At 70.5% G+C, this 19,757-nt stretch carries 18 protein-coding genes; all 18 read left to right on the forward strand.

Annotated features, from left to right (window positions below):
- Positions 1-74: 74 nt before the first annotated feature.
- The 18 genes from rpoZ to PGB26_RS10910 all read left to right on the forward strand — a co-directional run bounded on the left by rpoZ (position 75) and on the right by PGB26_RS10910 (position 19,717).
- The gene (gene rpoZ, locus PGB26_RS10825; protein ID WP_099195959.1) at positions 75-329 is read left to right on the forward strand and encodes a DNA-directed RNA polymerase subunit omega; all 255 of its coding nucleotides are present in this window, start codon (positions 75-77) and stop codon (positions 327-329) included.
- A 111-nt stretch (positions 330-440) separates the two neighbouring features.
- The gene (gene metK / locus PGB26_RS10830; protein WP_271637614.1) at positions 441-1,637 is read left to right on the forward strand and encodes a methionine adenosyltransferase; all 1,197 of its coding nucleotides are present in this window, start codon (positions 441-443) and stop codon (positions 1,635-1,637) included.
- 7 nt (positions 1,638-1,644) lie between these two features.
- Positions 1,645-3,624: a primosomal protein N' gene (locus tag PGB26_RS10835; RefSeq protein WP_271637615.1), complete on the forward strand. Its 1,980-nt coding sequence runs from the start codon at positions 1,645-1,647 to the stop codon at positions 3,622-3,624.
- Positions 3,625-3,661: 37 nt separating this feature from the next.
- Positions 3,662-4,585 carry a methionyl-tRNA formyltransferase gene (gene fmt / locus PGB26_RS10840; protein WP_271637616.1) on the forward strand — a complete coding sequence of 308 codons (924 nt, stop codon included), beginning with the start codon at positions 3,662-3,664 and terminating at the stop codon, positions 4,583-4,585.
- Entirely contained in the window at positions 4,582-5,979 is a 1,398-nt protein-coding gene (locus tag PGB26_RS10845) for an RsmB/NOP family class I SAM-dependent RNA methyltransferase (protein WP_271637617.1), read from the forward strand. Before fmt ends, PGB26_RS10845 begins: the two co-directional genes overlap by 4 nt.
- A 56-nt stretch (positions 5,980-6,035) precedes the next feature.
- Complete coding sequence (gene rpe / locus PGB26_RS10850; protein ID WP_271639647.1) at positions 6,036-6,656, forward strand: ribulose-phosphate 3-epimerase; 621 nt, start codon at positions 6,036-6,038, stop codon at positions 6,654-6,656.
- Entirely contained in the window at positions 6,653-6,916 is a 264-nt protein-coding gene (locus PGB26_RS10855; RefSeq protein ID WP_271637618.1) for a phosphoribosyl-ATP diphosphatase, read from the forward strand. Before rpe ends, PGB26_RS10855 begins: the two co-directional genes overlap by 4 nt.
- Positions 6,917-6,957: 41 nt before the next feature.
- On the forward strand, positions 6,958-7,800 hold the full coding sequence (gene hisG, locus PGB26_RS10860) for an ATP phosphoribosyltransferase (protein WP_271637619.1): 843 nt from the start codon (positions 6,958-6,960) through the stop codon (positions 7,798-7,800).
- Positions 7,800-8,561 (forward strand): imidazole glycerol phosphate synthase subunit HisF, encoded by a 762-nt coding sequence (gene hisF / locus PGB26_RS10865; RefSeq protein ID WP_271637620.1) that lies wholly within the window; start codon positions 7,800-7,802, stop codon positions 8,559-8,561. Before hisG ends, hisF begins: the two co-directional genes overlap by 1 nt.
- Positions 8,561-8,902: a phosphoribosyl-AMP cyclohydrolase gene (hisI, locus tag PGB26_RS10870; protein ID WP_271637621.1), complete on the forward strand. Its 342-nt coding sequence runs from the start codon at positions 8,561-8,563 to the stop codon at positions 8,900-8,902. Before hisF ends, hisI begins: the two co-directional genes overlap by 1 nt.
- A gap of 1 nt (position 8,903) precedes the next feature.
- Positions 8,904-9,497, forward strand: coding sequence for a Trp biosynthesis-associated membrane protein (locus PGB26_RS10875; RefSeq protein WP_271637623.1), 594 nt, complete (start codon positions 8,904-8,906; stop codon positions 9,495-9,497).
- 34 nt (positions 9,498-9,531) lie between these two features.
- On the forward strand, positions 9,532-9,762 hold the full coding sequence (locus PGB26_RS10880) for an HGxxPAAW family protein (protein ID WP_271637624.1): 231 nt from the start codon (positions 9,532-9,534) through the stop codon (positions 9,760-9,762).
- A gap of 2 nt (positions 9,763-9,764) precedes the next feature.
- Positions 9,765-10,571, forward strand: a complete 807-nt coding sequence (trpC, locus tag PGB26_RS10885) for an indole-3-glycerol phosphate synthase TrpC (protein WP_271639648.1) — start codon at positions 9,765-9,767, stop codon at positions 10,569-10,571.
- Positions 10,568-11,794: a tryptophan synthase subunit beta gene (gene trpB / locus PGB26_RS10890; RefSeq protein ID WP_271637625.1), complete on the forward strand. Its 1,227-nt coding sequence runs from the start codon at positions 10,568-10,570 to the stop codon at positions 11,792-11,794. Before trpC ends, trpB begins: the two co-directional genes overlap by 4 nt.
- Positions 11,791-12,582: a tryptophan synthase subunit alpha gene (trpA, locus tag PGB26_RS10895; RefSeq protein ID WP_271637626.1), complete on the forward strand. Its 792-nt coding sequence runs from the start codon at positions 11,791-11,793 to the stop codon at positions 12,580-12,582. The genes trpB and trpA overlap by 4 nt, the downstream gene beginning before the upstream one ends.
- Positions 12,583-12,592: 10 nt before the next feature.
- On the forward strand, positions 12,593-13,564 hold the full coding sequence (gene lgt / locus PGB26_RS10900; protein ID WP_271637627.1) for a prolipoprotein diacylglyceryl transferase: 972 nt from the start codon (positions 12,593-12,595) through the stop codon (positions 13,562-13,564).
- A gap of 128 nt (positions 13,565-13,692) precedes the next feature.
- The gene (gene gltB, locus PGB26_RS10905) at positions 13,693-18,258 is read left to right on the forward strand and encodes a glutamate synthase large subunit (RefSeq protein ID WP_442922981.1); all 4,566 of its coding nucleotides are present in this window, start codon (positions 13,693-13,695) and stop codon (positions 18,256-18,258) included.
- Positions 18,251-19,717, forward strand: a complete 1,467-nt coding sequence (locus tag PGB26_RS10910) for a glutamate synthase subunit beta (RefSeq protein ID WP_271637628.1) — start codon at positions 18,251-18,253, stop codon at positions 19,715-19,717. The genes gltB and PGB26_RS10910 overlap by 8 nt, the downstream gene beginning before the upstream one ends.
- The last annotated feature ends 40 nt before the right edge of the window (positions 19,718-19,757 follow it).

The raw sequence follows: 19,757 nt of genomic DNA on the forward strand, positions 1-19,757 counted from the left end.
CGGACCGCGCGCCGCATCGATTTCGCGACAGCTCGTCACCCCGACGCCACCGTCGCCTGACCAGGAGGTCCACCATGGCCGGACACAACAACGGCATCATCGACCCGCCCATCGACAACCTTCTCGAGCGCGTCGAGTCGAAGTACGAGCTCGTGATCTACGCGTCGAAGCGCGCACGGCAGATCAACGACTACTACTCCGACCTGCACGAGGGGAACCTCTTCGACAACGTCGGTCCGCTCGTCGACTCCTCGGTCGAGGACAAGCCCCTCACGATCGCCCTGCACGAGATCAACGAGGACAAGCTGCGCATCCGTCACGCTGAGTGATCGCCTTCGCACTGTGAGCCGCCGACGTCCTCGCGAGGATGTCGGCGGCTTCATGCACACTGGCGTCGAGCCGTCACCGGCTCCGCCCCACGACCCCGCTTTGGAGCCCCGATGAGCGCGCTGCGCCTGTTCACGTCCGAGTCCGTCACCGAAGGACACCCCGACAAGATCTGCGACCAGATCTCCGACAGCATCCTCGACGGGCTTCTCACGGTCGATCGGGACTCGCGCGTGGCCGTCGAGACGCTCGTCACGACCGGTCTGGTGCACGTCGCCGGTGAGATCCGCACCGAGGGCTACGTCGACATCCCGACCATCGTGCGCGACGTCGTGAACGGCATCGGCTACACCTCGAGCGACACCGGCTTCGACGGCTCGTCGTGCGGGGTCAGCATCTCGGTCGGCGAGCAGTCCACCGACATCGCCAACGGCGTGGATCAGGCGCAGGAGCAGCGCGACGGAGGATCGACCGACCCTCGCGACCTGCTCGGCGCGGGCGATCAGGGCATCATGTTCGGCTTCGCCACCAATGAGACGCCTCAGCTGATGCCGATGGCCGCGTGGACGGCGCACCGCATCGCCGAGCGGCTCACGGAGGTGCGCCGCTCCGGCGAGCTGGCCTTCCTGCGCCCCGACGGCAAGACGCAGGTGACGCTCGGCTACGACGGCTTCACGCCGAAGACGGTCGACGCCGTGGTGCTGTCGACTCAGCACCAGCCGGACATCTCGCAGGACGAGCTGAAGCAGCTCGTGCGCGACGTCGTGATCGACCCGGTGCTCGAGCAGACCGGTCTCGATCTCGCCGACGACCTGAAGTACTACATCAACCCGGCAGGCCCCTTCGTCACGGGCGGGCCGAAGGGCGACGCCGGTCTCACCGGCCGCAAGATCATCATCGACACCTACGGCGGAGCCGCACGTCACGGCGGCGGCGCGTTCAGCGGCAAGGACCCCTCGAAGGTCGACCGCTCGGGCGCCTACGCGATGCGGTGGGTCGCGAAGAACGTGGTCGCCGCCGGCCTCGCCGACCGTGCCGAGGTGCAGGTCGCCTATGCCATCGGCGTCGCTCGCCCGGTGGGGCTCTACGTCGAGACCTTCGGCACGGGTCGGGTGTCTGAAGAGACGATCACCGACGCCATCTCGCAGGTGTTCGATCTGCGCCCTCAGGCGATCATCGAAGAGCTCGACCTGCTCCGCCCGATCTACGCGCAGACCGCCGCCTACGGCCACTTCGGCCGTGAGCTGCCCGACTTCACCTGGGAGCGCACCGACCGCGCCGACGACCTGCGTCGCGCAGCCGGCCTCTGAGGCCGCCGTGTCCGACCCTCGACCCGAGCGGGCGGCATCCGGCCCGGGGGAGGGGCGCCGCATCGCGCGCGTGCTGATCGACTCGCCGCTGCCGCAGCTGGACAGGCTGTTCGACTACGCGCTGCCCGACGAGCTCGGCGACGTGCAGCCGGGGGTGCGCATCAAGGCGCCGCTGCGCACCGCCGGTCGCGTCGTCGACGGCTACATCGTCGAGATCGACGTCGAGCCGGACGCCACTCGCACGCTCTCCGAGGTCGAGAGCGTCGTGTCGCCCACGATCGTGATGCCCGAGCGGCTGTACCGCCTCGCTCGGCGCGCCGCGGATCGCGCCGCAGGATCGGCCTCCGACGTTCTGCGGCTGGCCATCCCGAAGCGGCAGGTGCGAGTCGAGAAGGCATGGACGCCGCCCGATGAGAAGGTCGAGGTGGATCCGGATGCCGTGAGCCGCGCGCAAGAGGTCGTCGCGCGGTACGACGGTCTGGCCGCAGTGATCGCCGAATCGGGCCGCGCTGCGGTCGAGGCGATCCCCGTGCAGAGCGGGTCCGAGCCGGGATGGGCGACCCTGCTGGCCGCCGCCGCCGCCTCGCAGCTGGCGGAGGGCCGCTCGAGCATCCTCGTCGTCCCCGATTACCGCGACCAGGAGCTGCTGCTCACCGCGCTGGAGCGTCTCGTGCCGGCGGACGCGATCGCTCGCCACGACGCCAGGCAGGCGAACCCCGATCGGTACCGCGCGTTCCTGCGGACCCTGGATGACGAGCCGTGCGTCGTCGTCGGCAACCGCTCCGCGATCTACTCGCCGGCTCGGGCGGCGCTCGTCGCCATCTGGGACGACTCCGACCCGCTGCTCGCCGAGCCGCTCGCACCTTACGTGCATGCCAGGGACGCGGCACTGATCCGCCAGGAGCAGGAGGGCAGCGCGCTGCTTCTGGTCGCGCACACCCGCTCGACCGACGTCGAGCGTCTCGTGCAGCACGCGTGGCTGCGAGACGTCACCGCCGCGCGGCGCATCATCCCGAATGTGCGACTGAGCACGCCGCAGGAACTCGAGCGGTCGATCGGCCAGCGGGTGCCCTCGAGCGCCTTCGCCACCGCGCGCGCCGCAGCGGCAGAGGGGCCGGTGCTCGTGCAGGTCGCTCGCCCCGGCTTCGCCCCGACGCTCGTCTGCGCCTCATGCCGGCATCCGGCGCGGTGCCGGCAGTGCGGCGGCCCCCTCGGCGCTCGTCGACGCGGCGCGGTGCCGGTCTGCGGGTGGTGCGGCCGCTCGGCGCACTCGTGGCGATGCACGGAATGCTCCTCGGATCAGGTGCGGCTGGCGTCATCCGGCACCGAACGCACCGCAGACGAACTCGGCCGCGCATTCCCCGGGGTGCGGGTGATCGTCTCGGACGGCGCGCACCCCGTGCAGCACGTCGACGATCGCCCCGCGCTCGTCGTCGCGACGCGCGGCGCCGAGCCGATCGCCGACGGCGGCTACCGGGCGGTCATCCTGCTCGACGGCGCGCGCATGCTGCAGGCGCCTGAGCTGCGGATCGGCGAGTCGTGCCTGCGCTGGTGGTCGAACGCCGCCGCTCTCGCGGCCCCCGCGGCGCCCGTTCATCTCGTGGGTGTGGACGGCCCCGTGGCCCGGGCGCTGGCGACCTGGTCGGCTGCGGCGTATGCGCGCTCCGAGCTCGAGGCGCGGATGCCGCTGCACATGCCTCCCACGGCACGATTCGCCCAGCTCGAGGGGCTGCCGGCCTCGGTGCGTGCGGCGCTCGACGCACTGTCGGGCATCGGCATCCCGACGGATGCCGTGCTGGGGCCCGTCCCGCTCGACGACGACGGCCGCGTGCGCGCTCTCGTGCGCTTCCCGTACGCCGCAGGCCAGGACGTGGCCGACACGCTGCGCGCCAGCGTGGTCGCCGATGCGGCACAGAGCCGCCGCGGCCGGGGACGGCAGCGGATCCCCTTCTCGGTGCACCTCGATATCCTCGAACCCGACATCTGATCACCCGAACACCGCTCGACCGACCGGAGAACCTTCCATGCGCCTCGTCTTCGCAGGCACCCCCGCCGTCGCCGTCCCCACCCTGCGCGCCCTGGCAGCAGAGCACGAGATCGCGGCGGTGATCACTCGCCCCGACGCGCCGCTCGGGCGCAAGCGCGTGCTGACCGCATCACCCGTCGCCGCGGCGGCCGAGCAGCTGGGTCTGCCCGTCATCAAGGCGGCGCGTCTCGACGACGGCGTGTCGGAGCAGGTGCGGACCCTCGGCGCCGCGCTGGGCGTGATCGTCGCCTACGGCGGGATCGTGCGCGAGCCGCTGCTGTCGACCCCGGAGAAGGGCTGGATCAATCTGCACTTCTCGTTGCTGCCGCGCTGGCGCGGCGCCGCGCCCGTGCAGCGTGCCCTGATCGCGGGCGACGCCGAGCTGGGAGTCGCCGTGTTCCAGCTCGTGGCGGCACTCGACGCGGGTGACGTCTTCGCGATGCGCCCGGTCGCCGTGCCGGACGATGCCACGGCGGACGTCGCTCTCGAGGTGCTCGCGAAGGACGGCGCCTCGCTCACCCTCGACGTCGTCGCCGACATCGCCGACGGCACCGCCCTGGCTCGGCCGCAGGAAGGCGATCCGACCCTCGCCCCGAAGCTCACGCTCGACGACGGCGCGATCGACTGGAGCGCGCCCTTCGAGCAGGTGTACGCCCGCTACCGCGGAGTCACCCCCGAGCCGGGCGCGCACACGACCGTCGGCGGCGCCCGGCTGAAGATCCTGCACGCCGCGCCCGCCCCCGCCGACTCCCCGCGGCTCGATCCCGGCACGATGCACGGCGCCAAGGCGGCCGTGCTCATCGGCACCGGCACGACGCCCCTCGCGGTCACCCGTATGCAGCCGGCGGGCAAGGGGCCGATGGACGCCGCCGACTGGTGGCGGGGCCTGCGTGACGGCGGCTCGGCGAGGGCCGGATCGTGAGCGCCCCCAAGGTACAGGCCGCCCGCTGGGTCGCCTACGACGTGCTGCGTGCCGTCTCGGACGACGACGCGTATGCCAACCTGCTGCTGCCGAAGCTGATCGGCGACGCGAACCTGAACCCGCAGGACGCGGGACTCGCCACCGAGCTCGCCTACGGCACCCTGCGCCGCCGTGGCACGTACGACGCGATCATCGCCGAGGCGGCCGGCCGGCCCGTGGAGCAGATCGATCCGGTGGTGCTGGACGCCCTGCGCCTCGGCGCCCACCAGCTGCTCTCCACCCGCGTCGCTGCGCACGCGGCGGTGAACGAATCGGTCTCGCTGGTCGCCGCCGAGGCGGGACGCGGCGCGTCCGGATTCGCCAACGCGGTGCTGCGCCGGATCGGCCGCGACGACGCCGACGCCTGGCAGCAGCGAATCGAAGCGGGTGCCCGTTCGGACGACGAGCGTCTCGCGCTGCGGACCGCCCATCCCGTCTGGGTGATCCGCGCGCTCCGACGCGCCCTCGCCGCGGAGGGACGAGGAGACGAGCTCGACGCCCTGCTGGCATCCGACAACGACGCGCCCGAGGTCACGCTGGCTGCGCTTCCCGGGCTCGCCGAGCCCGGATCCCCGCGGCGCCCGTACGCGCCCACCGCGTTCGGATCGCCCGGCGGAGACCCGCGCCGGGTCATCGCCGACGCGAACGGCACCATCCGCGTGCAGGACGAGGGCTCTCAGCTCGTCGCGCTCGCGCTGGCCGCCGCAGCCCCGGTGCGGGCGGGGGAGCGGTGGCTGGACCTGTGCGCAGGGCCCGGGGGGAAGACCGCGATGCTCGCCGCACTCGCGCGCGAAGCCGGCGCGGACCTCGAAGCGAACGAGGTCATCCCCGCGAGAGCCGGGCTCGTGCGCCATGCCGTGCGCCCGCTGCCGGTCGAAGTGCCCGTGCACGAGGAGGACGGACGCGTGCTGGCGGCGCAGCATCCGGCCTTCTTCGATCGCATCCTCGTCGACGCGCCCTGCACCGGTCTCGGCGCGCTGCGCCGGCGCCCGGAGGCGCGGTGGCGCAAGTCACCGGAGGACGTCGCCGAGCTCGTGGAGCTGCAGACGCAGCTGCTCGACGCCGCGATCGACGCGCTGGTGCCAGGGGGCATCGTCGGCTACGCCACCTGCTCGCCTCATCTGGCCGAGACGACGGGGGTCGTCACCGAGATCCTGCGACGCCGGGACGACATCGTCGAGCTCGACGCCCGAGCGGTCATGACGGGCGTGTCGCGATCGCCCATCGACCTCGCGCCGCGCACGGCTGAGGGGCCAGGCAGCGGCAGCGTGCAGCTGTGGCCGCACCGTCACGGCACCGACGCCATGTTCCTCGCACTGCTGCAGCGCACCGACCAGGAAAGGACCGCATCGTGACCCTCCCCACCGCACCGCGCATCAACCCGAGCATCCTCGCCGCCGATTTCGCGAACATGCAGGCCGAGCTCGGCCGCATCGCATCGGCCGACTTCGCCCACGTCGACGTGATGGACAACCACTTCGTGCCGAACCTCACCTTCGGCCCGCAGATGGTCGAGCGGATCCAGGCGACCAGCCCGATCCCGCTCGACGTGCACCTGATGATCACCGACCCCGATCGGTGGGCACCGGCCTACGCCGAGCTCGGCGCGGCCAGCGTCACCTTCCATCTCGAGGCCGCCGCCGACCCCGTCGCGCTCGCCAGGCGCCTACGCGGGATGGGGGCACGCGCCGGCGTCGCGATCAAGCCCGGCACAGCGGGGGAAGCGCTCTACGACATCATCGACGAGTTCGACCAGATCCTGGTGATGACCGTCGAGCCCGGCTTCGGAGGCCAGGGTTTCATGCCGGAGACCATGCCGAAGCTGCGGGCGCTGCACGACGAGGCGCGCAGGCGCGGATCGGATGTCTGGCTGCAGGTCGACGGCGGGATCTCGTCCGACACGATCGCGCAGGCCGCCGCGGCGGGCGCCGACACGTTCGTCGCAGGCTCGGCGGTGTACGGCGCAGCCGACATCGAGGCGGCGGTCATCGGTCTTCGTGAGCGCGCGCGAGCGGCTAGCCTGGAATCGTGAAGACTTTCGACGAACTGTTCGCCGAGCTCAGCGCCACCGCGCAGGAGCGCCCCGAGGGATCGGGCACCGTCGCACAGCTGGATCGCGGAGTGCATGCGATCGGCAAGAAGATCGTCGAGGAGGCGGCCGAGGTGTGGATGGCCGCCGAGTACCAGTCGGACGATGAGGCCGCCGAGGAGATCTCCCAGCTGCTGTACCACCTGCAGGTGATGATGCTCGCGAAGGGGCTGACGCTGGAGGACGTCTACCGACATCTGTGAGCGAGGCTCAGACCACCGTTCACATCAGACGAAAGACATCCATGCTGCGCATCGCCGTTCCGAACAAGGGCTCGCTCTCCGAGACAGCCGCCGAGATGCTCGCGGAGGCCGGATACACCGGTCGCCGCGACCCCAAGACCCTGCACGTCATAGATGCCGACAGCGACGTGGAGTTCTTCTACCTGCGTCCCCGTGACATCGCCACCTATGTGGCATCCGGAGCCCTCGACGTCGGCATCACCGGACGCGACCTGCTGCGCGACGTGCGTCAGGACGACGCGCGCGAGATCGAGCAGCTGGGCTTCGCCCGGTCGACGTTCCGATTCGCGGCGCCCCCCGGGCGCTACTCGTCGATCGACGACCTCGACGGCGTGCGCGTGGCCTCCGCCTACCCTGGCCTGGTCGACGACTTCCTCCGCGAGAACGGCGTGACCGCTCGGCTCGTCCCACTGGACGGCGCGGTCGAATCGGCCGTGCGTCTCGGCGTCGCCGATGTGATCGCCGATGTGGTCGAGACGGGCACGACGCTGCGTCAGGCGGGTCTGGAGATCTTCGGCCCCGTCATCATCCAGTCCGAGGCGGTGCTGATCAGCCGGCCGGGTGACGTGCCCGGCACCGACCGGCTGCTGCGTCGCCTGCGCGGCGTCATGGTCGCGCGGCAGTACGTGCTGCTCGACTACGACCTCCCCGCTCACCTCGTCGACCAGGCCGTCGAGATCGCCGGAGGTCGGGAGTCGCCGACCATCTCGCCGCTGCGCGACCCCGAGTGGGTCGCCGTGCGAGTCATGGTTCCGCGCAAGGGCGTGAACCAGGTGATGGACGACCTGTACGCGCTGGGCGCCCGGGCGATCCTCGTCACCGCGATCGACGCGGCGAGGCTCTGATGACCCTCGCCGCGCGGGTGATCCCATGTCTGGATGTCGCCGCCGGACGCGTGGTGAAGGGCGTCAACTTCCAGAATCTGCGCGACATGGGAGACCCCGTCGAGCTCGCCTCGCACTATGCGGCCCAGGGCGCGGATGAGATCACGTTCCTCGACGTGACCGCCACGGTGGATGCGAGGGCGACAACCTACGACGTCGTGCAGCGCACCGCCGAGAACGTGTTCGTGCCGCTCACCGTGGGTGGCGGCGTGCGCAGCGTCGACGACGTGGCCCGTCTGCTATCGGTCGGCGCAGACAAGGTGGGAGTCAATTCCGCCGCCATCGCCCGGCCCGCGCTCATCGGCGAGATCGCCGATCGGTTCGGCGCCCAGGTGCTCGTTCTCTCGCTCGACGTCAAGCGCGCGACGACGACGCCCTCGGGTTTCGCCGTCACGACCCACGGCGGGCGCACCGAGACGACCCTCGACGCGCTCGACTGGGCGCGCGAGGCCATCGAGCGCGGCGCCGGAGAGCTGCTGGTCAACTCGATCGACGCCGACGGCACGAAAGACGGCTTCGACCTCGAGCTGATGCGCGTGATGCGCGAGGCGTCGGCCGTGCCGGTCATCGCCTCTGGAGGCGCCGGCGACGTCGGCGATTTCGCACCGGCCATCGAGGCGGGGGCGGATGCCGTGCTCGCGGCCAGCGTGTTCCACAGCGGGCAGCTCACGATCGGCGAGGTCAAGGAGGCCCTGCGGGCCGAAGGGGTGGTGGTGCGCTGATGAGCGACGACGTCGCGCAGATCGCCTGGAACGACGCCGGCCTCGCTCCTGTGATCGTGCAGCAGCACGACACGCGCGAGGTGCTCATGCTGGCGTGGATGGATGCCGAGGCGCTGCACCGCACCCTGACCGGCGGTCGCGCCGTGTACTGGTCGCGATCGCGCCGGGAGTACTGGCGCAAGGGCGACACCTCGGGCAACACGCAGCGGGTGATCAGCGTCGCCGTCGACTGCGATGCCGACACGATCCTGCTGCAGGTCGACCAGCAGGGACCCGCCTGCCACACCGGAACGCGAACCTGCTTCGACGGGCGCGAACTGTCTTCGAGCGGAGTGTCCTGACGTGCTGCGCCGCGCCCGCATGCTCGGTGTCCTGGCATTCCTGCTCGCCGGGGGGATCGGGATCATCTCCTCGACCCAGGTGTGGGCGACGGTGCAGCGCGCCGATGCGGGGGAGACCCTCACCGTCACCGGGGCCGTGCTCTACCCGCTGCTCGCGCCGCTGTCGCTGGCGGTGCTCGCCCTGGGAGCCGCGCTGTCGATCGCCGGTCCCGTGCTTCGCCACATTCTCGCCGTGCTCGGCGCGGGTGCGGCCTTCACCCTGATCCTCGGCACCGCGCCCCTGATCGGGTCGGCGCCGATCGCCGCCGTGGCCCCGGCGATCACCGAGGTCACCGGCCTGGGCGGCGAGGAATCTGTGCGTGAGGTCGTGGCCGCCGTCACCGCGACGCCGTGGCCGGTGATCGCTCTGCTGTGCTGGGTGGTGCTCGGGCTGGCGTCCCTGTTCGTGCTCGTCACCGCACGCCGCTGGCCGGCTGGCGGCCGGCGCTACCGATCCACGACCGGGAGCGCGCAGCGCAGCTCGGGGCCGCTCGACGCCGTCGATTCCTGGGACGAGCTGTCGCACGGCACCGATCCGACGGACTCGGCCCGGTAGACTGTCAGCATCGCCTAACCACCCGGAGGAGAACATGACCAACCCGATCGCCGATCCCGGCCACGGACACTCGCCTGCTGCCTGGACCGCCGTCGTGATCATGCTCGTCGGCTTCACCGCCGGTACGGTCTTCTTCTGCCTGAACCAGCCCATCGCGGTCTGGGTCTGCGCCGCGGTCATCGTGATCGGCGCGATCGTCGGCTGGGTGATGGCGAAGGCCGGCTGGGGTGTGAAGGGCCCGAAGTACGCGCCGAAGGCGCACTGATGGTGCTCGCCGACCTTACGGCCGGCGCCGTGGAGGATGCCGAGCGGCGCGCGATCTCGCGTCCGCTCGCCGTCGTCGAGCGCGACGCCGCGGCTCGACCCGCAGCTCGTGATGTGCTCGCAGCACTCGCCCCTGCCGACCGTGTGAAGATCATCGCCGAGGTCAAGCGTGCCAGCCCGTCCCGCGGTGCCCTCGCCGAGATCCCCGATCCCGCGCTGCAGGCCTCGCTGTACGAGCAGGGCGGCGCCTCGGCGATCAGCGTGCTGACCGAAGAACGCCGCTTCGGCGGCAGCCTCGTCGACCTCGAGGCGGTCACCGACCGCGTCTCGGTGCCGGTTCTGCGCAAGGACTTCGTCGCCACCCCGTACCAGGTGCTCGAAGCGCGCGCCGCCGGAGCAGACCTCGTGCTGCTCATCGTCGCCGGTCTGTCTCGCACCGTGCTCACCGAGCTGCACGGACTCATCATCGAGCTCGGGATGACCCCGCTGGTCGAGACGCACTCCGCCGAGGAGCTCGAGGTCGCGATCGACCTCGGCGCCGACCTGATCGGCGTGAACGCGCGCAACCTGCACACCCTCGAGCTCGACCGCGACCTGTTCGCGCGGCTCTCCGACCGCATCCCCGACTCATCGATCCGCATCGCGGAGTCGGCCGTGCTGCAGCCAGACGACGTCGCGCGGTACCGGGACGCCGGTGCGGATGTCGTCCTCATCGGCGAAGCGCTCGTCACCGGCGATCCGGTGGCCACGCTGAGCACTTTCCTGGCGGCCGGCGACCGCCCGATCCGAGACATCGAGAGGCGCTCATGAGCCTGCGCGCGCAGCACGGTCCGTTCTTCGGCGACTTCGGCGGCAGGTACATGCCCGAGTCGCTCGTCGCCGCCATCGACGAGCTCGCCGCCGCCTACGAGGACGCGATCGCCGACCCCGCGTTCCGCTCCGAGCTGGCGACGCTCCTGCACTCCTACGCCGGGCGTCCCTCGCCGATCACCGAGGTGCCGCGCTTCGCCGAGCACGCGGGCGGAGCGCGCGTGTTCCTCAAGCGGGAGGACCTCAATCACACCGGCTCGCACAAGATCAACAACGTGCTCGGCCAGGCGCTGCTCACCAAGCGCCTCGGCAAGACCCGCGTGATCGCCGAGACCGGGGCCGGCCAGCACGGCGTGGCGACGGCGACGGCGGCTGCCCTGTTCGGCCTGGACTGCACGATCTACATGGGCGAGGTCGACACCGAGCGCCAGGCGCTCAACGTCGCCCGCATGCGCCTGCTCGGCGCCGAGGTGGTCGCGGTGACCACAGGATCCCGCACGCTGAAAGACGCCATCAACGACGCGTACCGTGACTGGGTCGCCAGCGTCGAGACCACAAATTACATCTTCGGAACGGCGGCCGGCCCGCATCCGTTCCCCGCGATGGTGCGCGACTTCCAGAAGATCATCGGCGAGGAGGCCCGCGAGCAGCTGCTCGCAGAGGCCGGCCGGCTGCCGGATGCCGTCGTCGCCTGCGTCGGCGGCGGATCGAACGCCATCGGCATGTTCGACGCGTTCCTCGATGACCAGAATGTGAAGCTGTATGGCGTCGAGGCGGCCGGTGACGGCGTCGACACGCCGCGGCACGCGGCGTCGATCGGGCGCGGCCGACCGGGTGTGCTGCACGGGGCGAAGACGTACGTCCTCCAGGACGAGGACGGGCAGACCGTCGAGTCGCACTCCATCTCCGCCGGTCTCGACTACCCCGGGGTCGGACCGGAGCACTCCTGGCTCAGCGCGATCGGCCGAGCCGAATACATCCCCGCCACCGACGACGAGGCCATGCAGGCTCTCCGGCTGCTCAGCAGGACGGAGGGGATCATCCCCGCGATCGAGTCGGCACACGCCCTGGCCGGCGCGCTGCGCATCGGCCGCGAGCTCGGCCCCGAGGGCCTCATCGCGATCTGCCTCTCGGGCCGCGGCGACAAGGACATGGACACCGCCGCCCGGTACTTCGAGCTGTACGACGGGGCAGCCGGCGACGCTGAGGGGAGCGCGGAGTGAGCCGCGTCGAGGATGCCATCCGCAGAGCGCACGAGGCGGGACGGGGCGCGTTCATCGGCTACCTGCCCGTGGGCTTCCCCGATCTCGATACGAGCATCCAGGCCGCGCTGACGATCGCCCGCAACGGCGTCGACATCATCGAGCTGGGCCCGCCCTACTCCGACCCGGTGATGGACGGCGCGGTCATCCAGGAGGCGACGCAGCACGCGCTCGCGAACGGCTTCCGGATGCGCGATCTGTTCACCGCCGTCAAGGCGATCACCGACGAGACCGACGTGCCCGTCGTCGTCATGACGTACTGGAACCCGGTGATGCAGTACGGCGTCGACCGCTATGCCGACGACCTGCTCGCCGCCGGCGGGGCAGGACTCATCACTCCCGATATCACGCCGGAGTCGGCGGGGGAGTGGATCGAAGCCAGCAGGCGCACGGGCCTCGACCGGATCTTCCTCGCCGCGCCCACGTCGAGCGACGAGCGACTCGATCTGGTCATCTCGTCATCGACGGGCTTCGTCTACACGGTGTCGACCATGGGGATCACGGGCGAGCGCGCTGCGCTCGACCTGGCCGCCCGCACGCTCGTCGAGCGGATGCGCTCGCGCGGCGAGGTGCACGCCTGCGTCGGCATCGGCATCTCGAACGCCGAGCAGGTCGCGGGCGTGGTCGAGTACGCCGACGGCGCAATCGTCGGCACCGCGCTCGTCAAGGCGCTCCGCGACGGCGGGATCGATGCTCTCGCCGAAACCACCAGAACCCTCGCCGGCGGTACGCCGACGACGCGATACTAGGATCTCTCTCATGCCCTTCGCGCCCTTCAGCAGCCTTTCCGTCGTGCCTGCGAGCATCCCGAGCCCGCCGGAGAGCAGCTTCCAGATCGGCCCGCTGACGATCCACTACTACGCGCTGTGCATCATCGCCGGCATCATCGCCGCGGTGCTGCTGACGAACCACCGGCTCTCCAGGCGCGGCGCGGAGAAGTGGGTCGTGATCGACATCGCGATCATCGCCGTGCCGCTCGGCATCATCGGCGCCCGGATCTTCCACGTCCTCACCCACCCGAACTTCTACTTCGGGCCGGGCAGGAACACGTGGAACCCGTTCGAGTACGGCTCGGTGTGGGCGATCTGGGAGGGTGGCATCGCCATCTTCGGCGCCCTGCTCGGCGGTGCGGTCGGCGCGTGGCTCGGCTGCAAGTGGACGGGCATCCGGTTCTGGACCTTCGCCGATGCCCTCGCACCCGGCATCCTGCTCGCGCAGGCGATGGGCCGATTCGGAAACTGGTTCAACCACGAGCTCTTCGGCCTGCCGACCGACGTGCCCTGGGGCCTCGAGATCGAGTCCACCAACCCGTCCTTCCCTCCGGGACTCGCCGAGGGCACGCTGTTCCACCCCACCTTCCTCTACGAGGTCGTCTGGAACGGCCTCGGCGTGCTCGTGCTGCTGTGGGCGGGACACCGTTTCCGCCTGCAGTGGGGCAAGCTCTTCGCCCTGTACCTCATCTGGTACAGCGCGGGCCGCATCGTCTGGGAGTCCATCCGGATCGACCCGAGCGAGGTCCTCTTCGGACTGCGCAGCAACGTATGGGCCGCGATCATCGGCGTCATCGTCGGCATCGTCATCTTCATCGTGCAGACCCGTCGTCACCCCGGTGTCGAGCCGTCGCCCTACGTGCGCGGTCGAGAGCCGGAGATCGCCGATGTAGAATCACAGGACAATTCCTCCGACTTCGTCGACGTGAGCGAGCCTCCCGTCACGGTCGAAGCAAATTAGGAGCCACCGCCACAAGCACCGCTCCCGTCACGAGGGTCCGCCCGGGCCCTCCTTCCGCGCGAGAGATCGCACTGAACGCACGGGCCGATGATGTCCCCGGGTTCACCGAAATCTGAGGACGGTGACTGGTGTACTTCCAGCCTCCCTACGGCGCCTCCGGCGCCTACCCCCCGAAGCAGGGCCTGTACAACCCCGCCCACGAGAAGGATGCCTGCGGCCTGGCCATGGTCGCGACGCTCCGCGGGGAACCCGGCCATGACATCATCGCGCTGGCGCTTGAAGCGCTGCGCAACCTGGAACACCGCGGTGCAATCGGCTCCGATGCCGGCACCGGCGATGGCGCCGGCATCCTCACCCAGATGCCGGACGCGTTCCTCCGCCAGGTCGTCTCCTTCGACCTTCCCCCCGCAGGCGAGTACGCCGCGGGACTCGCGTTCCTCCCACGGGAGTCGAGCGCCCGCCGCGAGCAGAAGGCCGGCATCGAGCGCATCGCCGCCGCCGAGGGCCTCGAGGTGCTCGGGTGGCGGGTCGTCCCCACCGCGAACGAGAACCTCGGCTCGCTGGCCGACGAGGCCCGTCCGGCCTTCGAGCAGCTGTTCGTCAGCATCCCCGGCACGAGCGCCGGTTCGCAGCTGACCCTCGACCGGTTCGCATACCGGTTGCGCAAGCGCGCCGAGCACGAGCTGGGCGCCTACTTCGTCTCGCTGTCGTGCCGCACGCTCGGCTACAAGGGCATGCTCACCACGCTCCAGCTCGAGCCCTTCTATCCCGACCTGCAGGACGAGCGATTCGCCTCCGAGCTGGCCGTGGTGCACTCGCGCTACTCGACCAACACGTTCCCGTCCTGGCCGCTCGCGCAGCCGCTGCGGATGCTGGCGCACAACGGTGAGATCAACACCGTCGGCGGCAACCGCAACTGGATGCGCGCCCGCCAGTCCCAGCTGCGCTCCGACCTGCTCGGAGACATCCGACCGCTGCTGCCGATCTGCAGCGACAGCGCCAGCGATTCGGCATCCTTCGACGAGGTTCTCGAGCTGCTCACCCTGACCGGCCGCAGCCTGCCGCACGCGATCATGATGATGGTTCCGGAGGCCTGGGAGAAGCAGGCCGACATCGACCCCGACCTGCGCGCGTTCTACGAGTTCCACGACATCCAGATGGAGCCGTGGGACGGCCCCGCGGCGCTCATCTTCACCGACGGCACTCAGGTCGGGGCGACGCTCGATCGCAACGGTCTGCGCCCCGGCCGATGGACCGAGACGGTCGATGGCCTTGTCGTCATCGGCAGCGAGACCGGCGTGCTCGAGTTCGAGCCCGAACGGATCAGACGGCGCGGCCGACTGCGCCCCGGTCACCTCTTCCTCGTCGACACCGCGCAGCGCCGGATCATCGAAGACGCCGAGATCAAGAAGGACCTCGCCACCCTGCATCCCTGGCGGGAATGGCTGGATGCCGGCGCCGTGCGTCTGGCGGATCTGCCCGAGCGCGAGCACATCGTGCATCCTGCGGCCTCCATCACCCGCCGTCAGCGCACCTTCGGCTACACCGAGGAGGAGGTGAGGGTGCTGCTCACCCCGATGGGGCAGACCGGCGCCGAGCCTCTCGGCGCGATGGGCAGCGACACGCCGATCGCGGTGCTCAGCGAGCGACCGCGGCTGCTGTTCGACTACTTCGTGCAGCAGTTCGCCCAGGTCACCAACCCGCCGCTCGACGCGATCCGCGAAGAGGTCGTCACGAGTCTGCGGCTCGGCCTCGGCCCGCAGCTCAACCTGCTGGAGTGGGGGCCGGAGCACGCCAGGACGGTGAGCCTGGACTTCCCGGTCATCGACAACGACGAGCTCGCGAAGATCAAGCACGCTGGTCGTGCGCTGCCCGGCCGCACGAGCGCCACCCTCAGCGGGCTGTACCACTTCGACGCCGGGCCCCAGTCCCTGCCCGAGCGGCTCGCCGAGATGTGCGCGGAAGCCGATGCCGCGATCGAGCGCGGCGCGGAGTTCCTCATCCTCTCCGACCGCGACTCCGACAAGGACCGCGTGCCGATCCCGTCGCTGCTGATGCTCTCGGCCGTGCACCATCACCTGATCCGCAAGGAGACGCGCATGCGGGTGGGCCTGATCGTCGAGGCGGGGGATGTGCGCGAGGTGCACCACGTCGCCACGCTGATCGGGTACGGCGCAGCCGCGGTCAACCCGTACCTGGCGATGGAGACGGTGGAGCATCTTGTGCGCACCGGCTTCATCACCGGCATCGCCCCAGACGAGGCGGTGCACAACCTGATCCACGCGCTCGGCAAGGGCGTGCTGAAGATCATGTCGAAGATGGGCATCTCGACGGTGTCCTCCTATGCCGGTGCGCAGGTGTTCGAGGCCATCGGCTTGAGCCAGGAGTTCGTCGACCGGTACTTCACGGGCACGGAGACGAAGCTGGGCGGCATCGGAATCGACGACGTCTACGCCGAGAACCAGAAGCGTCACGACCACGCCTATCCGCAGGACGCGGCGCCCCGTGCGCACGAGCGCCTGTGGACCGGCGGCGAATACCAGTGGCGCCGCGACGGGTCACCTCACCTGTTCAACCCCGAGACGGTGTTCCGGCTTCAGCATGCCACCCGCACCCGCCGCTACGACATCTTCCGGGAGTACACCCGGCTGGTCGACGACCAGGCTCGCGAGCTGAAGACGCTGCGCGGCCTGTTCGAGCTGCGCACCGGCGAGCGCCCGCCGATTCCCCTCGACGAGGTCGAGCCGGTCAGCGCGATCGTCAAGAGGTTCTCGACCGGCGCGATGAGCTACGGCTCGATCTCGCAGGAGGCTCACGAGACCCTCGCGATCGCGATGAACCGCCTGGGTGCGAAGTCGAACACCGGAGAGGGCGGCGAAGACTCGGAGCGCCTCATCGATCCCGAGCGCCGCAGTGCGATCAAGCAGGTCGCCTCCGGCCGGTTCGGCGTGACGAGCCAGTACCTGACCGAGGCCGACGACCTGCAGATCAAGCTCGCGCAGGGCGCCAAGCCCGGCGAGGGCGGGCAGCTGCCGCCGCAGAAGGTGTACCCGTGGGTGGCGCGCACGCGGCACGCGACCCCGGGGGTGGGGCTCATCTCCCCGCCGCCGCACCACGACATCTACTCGATCGAAGACCTCAAGCAGCTGATCTTCGACCTCAAGCGCGCCAACCCGAAGGCCCGCATCCACACCAAGCTGGTCAGCCAGTCCGGCATCGGTGCGGTCGCCGCCGGCGTGGCCAAAGCGCTCAGCGACGTCGTGCTCGTCTCGGGTCATGACGGCGGCACGGGCGCGAGCCCGCTGAACTCGCTCAAGCACGCGGGCACGCCGTGGGAGCTGGGTCTGGCGGAGGTGCAGCAGACGCTCATGCTCAACGGCATGCGCGATCGCGTGGTGGTGCAGGTCGACGGCCAGCTGAAGACCGGGCGCGATGTGATCATCGGCGCGCTGCTGGGCGCCGAGGAGTTCGGCTTCGCCACGGCGCCGCTGGTCGTCAGCGGCTGCATCCTGATGCGGGTGTGCCATCTCGACACGTGCCCGGTCGGCGTGGCGACCCAGAACCCGCTGCTGCGACAGCGTTTCACCGGCAAGCCGGAGTTCGTGGTGAACTTCATGGAGTTCATCGCCGAGGAGGTGCGCGAGCTGCTCGCCGCACTCGGGTTCCGCTCGATCGACGAGATCATCGGCCGGCACGACCTGCTGCGCACCGACCCGGCCGTGAGGCACTGGAAGACGGACGGCCTCGATCTCACGCCGATCCTCGAAGGGCCGGCATTCCCCGCCGGCGAGCCGAGGAGAAGCGCGAGGGCGCAGGATCACGAGCTCGAGAAGCACTTCGACGCGGCCCTGCTCGCTCATGCGACGGAGGCGCTCGACAGCGCGCTGCCGGTCGTCATCGAGCTGCCCATCCGCAACACCGAGCGCGCCGTCGGCACGATGCTCGGACACCACGTCACCGCGCGCCACGGTGCGGCCGGCCTTCCGCGCGAGACGATCGACATCACCCTGCACGGCACGGCCGGTCAGTCGCTCGGGGCCTTCCTGCCACCGGGGATCGTGCTGCGCCTCGAGGGCGACGCGAACGACTACGTGGGCAAGGGCCTCTCGGGCGGAGACATCACCATCCGCCCGGCTCGGGATGCGCGGTTCGAACCGCACCGCAACGTCATCGCCGGGAACGTGATCGGCTACGGCGCGACGAGCGGAAGCATGTACATCTCAGGGGTCGTGGGGGAGCGCTTCCTCGTGCGCAACTCCGGCGCGACCGCTGTCGTCGAGGGCGTCGGAGACCACGCTCTCGAGTACATGACGGGCGGCGTGGCGGTCATCCTCGGTGACACCGGCCGCAACCTCGGTGCGGGGATGTCGGGCGGCGTCGCGTACGTGCGGGGCCTGAGCGCGACGAGCGTGAACAGCCAGGCGCTGCAGAGCGGCGAGCTGCTTCTCACCGCGCTCGAGCGCGACGACGCCGAGGTGCTGCGCGAGCTGCTCGTCGAGCACGTCGAGCGGACGGCGTCACCGCTGGCATCCGCTCTCCTGGACGACTTCGAGAGCGTCATCAACGAATTCACGAAGGTGCTGCCGCGCGACTACGCAGCGGTGCGCACCATGCGCCAGGAGGCGGTGGCCGCGGGGATCGACCCCGACGGCGACGTCGTCTGGGACCGGATCCTGGAGGTGACCGGTGGCTGACCCCAAGGGCTTTCTGAAGACGACCGAGCGAGAGCTGCCGGCCCGCCGGCCGGTGCCGGTGCGGATCATGGACTGGAAAGAGGTCTACGAACCCGGCGATCGCGCCGTGCTGAAGCGTCAGGCGGGCCGCTGCATGGACTGCGGTGTGCCGTTCTGCCATTCCGGATGCCCGTTGGGCAACCTCATCCCGGAATGGAACGACCTCACCTGGCGCGGCGCCGACCGCGCGGCGATCGAGCGGCTGCATGCGACGAACAACTTCCCGGAGTTCACCGGGCGGCTGTGCCCCGCGCCGTGCGAGAGCGCGTGCGTGCTCGGCATCAACCAGCCGGCGGTCACGATCAAGCAGATCGAGGTGTCGATCATCGACCAGGCGTTCGAGAACGGATGGGTCGAGCCGCAGCCGCCGCAGCGGCTCACCGGCCGCACGGTCGCCGTCGTCGGATCGGGCCCCGCCGGACTCGCCGCGGCTCAGCAGCTGACCCGCGCGGGCCACACCGTCGTCGTGTTCGAGCGCGACGACCGCATCGGCGGGCTGCTGCGCTACGGCATCCCCGACTTCAAGATGGAGAAGCGGCACCTCGACGCGCGCCTACGGCAGATGGAGGAGGAGGGCACGCGCTTCCGCGCCGGCGTGGAGATCGGCCGTGATCTGTCATGGGACGAGCTCCGCGGCCGCTATGACGCCGTGCTGATCGCCACGGGGGCCACGGTGCCTCGCGACCTGCCGATCCCCGGAAGAGACCTCGACGGCGTGCATTTCGCGATGGACTACCTCGTGCCGGCGAACCGCGTCGGCGCAGGCGACGAGGTCGCCGGTCAGATCACCGCCGCGGGCAAGCACGTCGTCGTCATCGGCGGCGGCGACACCGGCGCGGACTGCATCGGCACAGCGCACCGTCACGGCGCGCGCAGCGTGACCAACCTCGCGATCGGAAAGCAGCCCGCAACGGTGCGATCCGAAGACCAGCCCTGGCCGACCATGCCCACGCTGTTCGAGGTGCAGTCCGCGCACGAGGAGGGCGGTGAGCGCACGTACCTGGCCTCCACCGTGGAGTTCCTGGGCGACTCGGAGGGACGTGTGCGTGCCGTGCGCGTCGCGGAGACCGAGTACGTGGACGGCCGTCGCGTGCCGCGCAGCGGCACCGAGCGGGAGATCCCGGCCGAGCTCGTGCTCATCGCCATGGGGTTCACCGGCCCCGAGACGGCGTCGTACGGCGGAGACACCGTGCCCGTGGTGACCGACCGCGGCAGCCTGCAACGCGACGGCGAGTACGCCACCGCCGTGCCCGGCGTGTTCGTGGCCGGAGACGCCGGACGCGGGCAGTCCCTCATCGTGTGGGCGATCGCCGAAGGCCGCTCGGCGGCCGCGGCGATCGACAGACACCTGATGGGCGCCACGGTGCTGCCCGCCCCGGTCGCGGTCACAGATGTCGCGTTGAGCGTTCAGCCCGCGTAGGCTGAGCGCGGCAACGTCGCCATGTTGATTTCTGTCCTCT

It is taken from the genome of Microbacterium sp. nov. GSS16, assembly GCF_028198145.1.
Classification (GTDB): Bacteria; Actinomycetota; Actinomycetes; order Actinomycetales; family Microbacteriaceae; genus Microbacterium.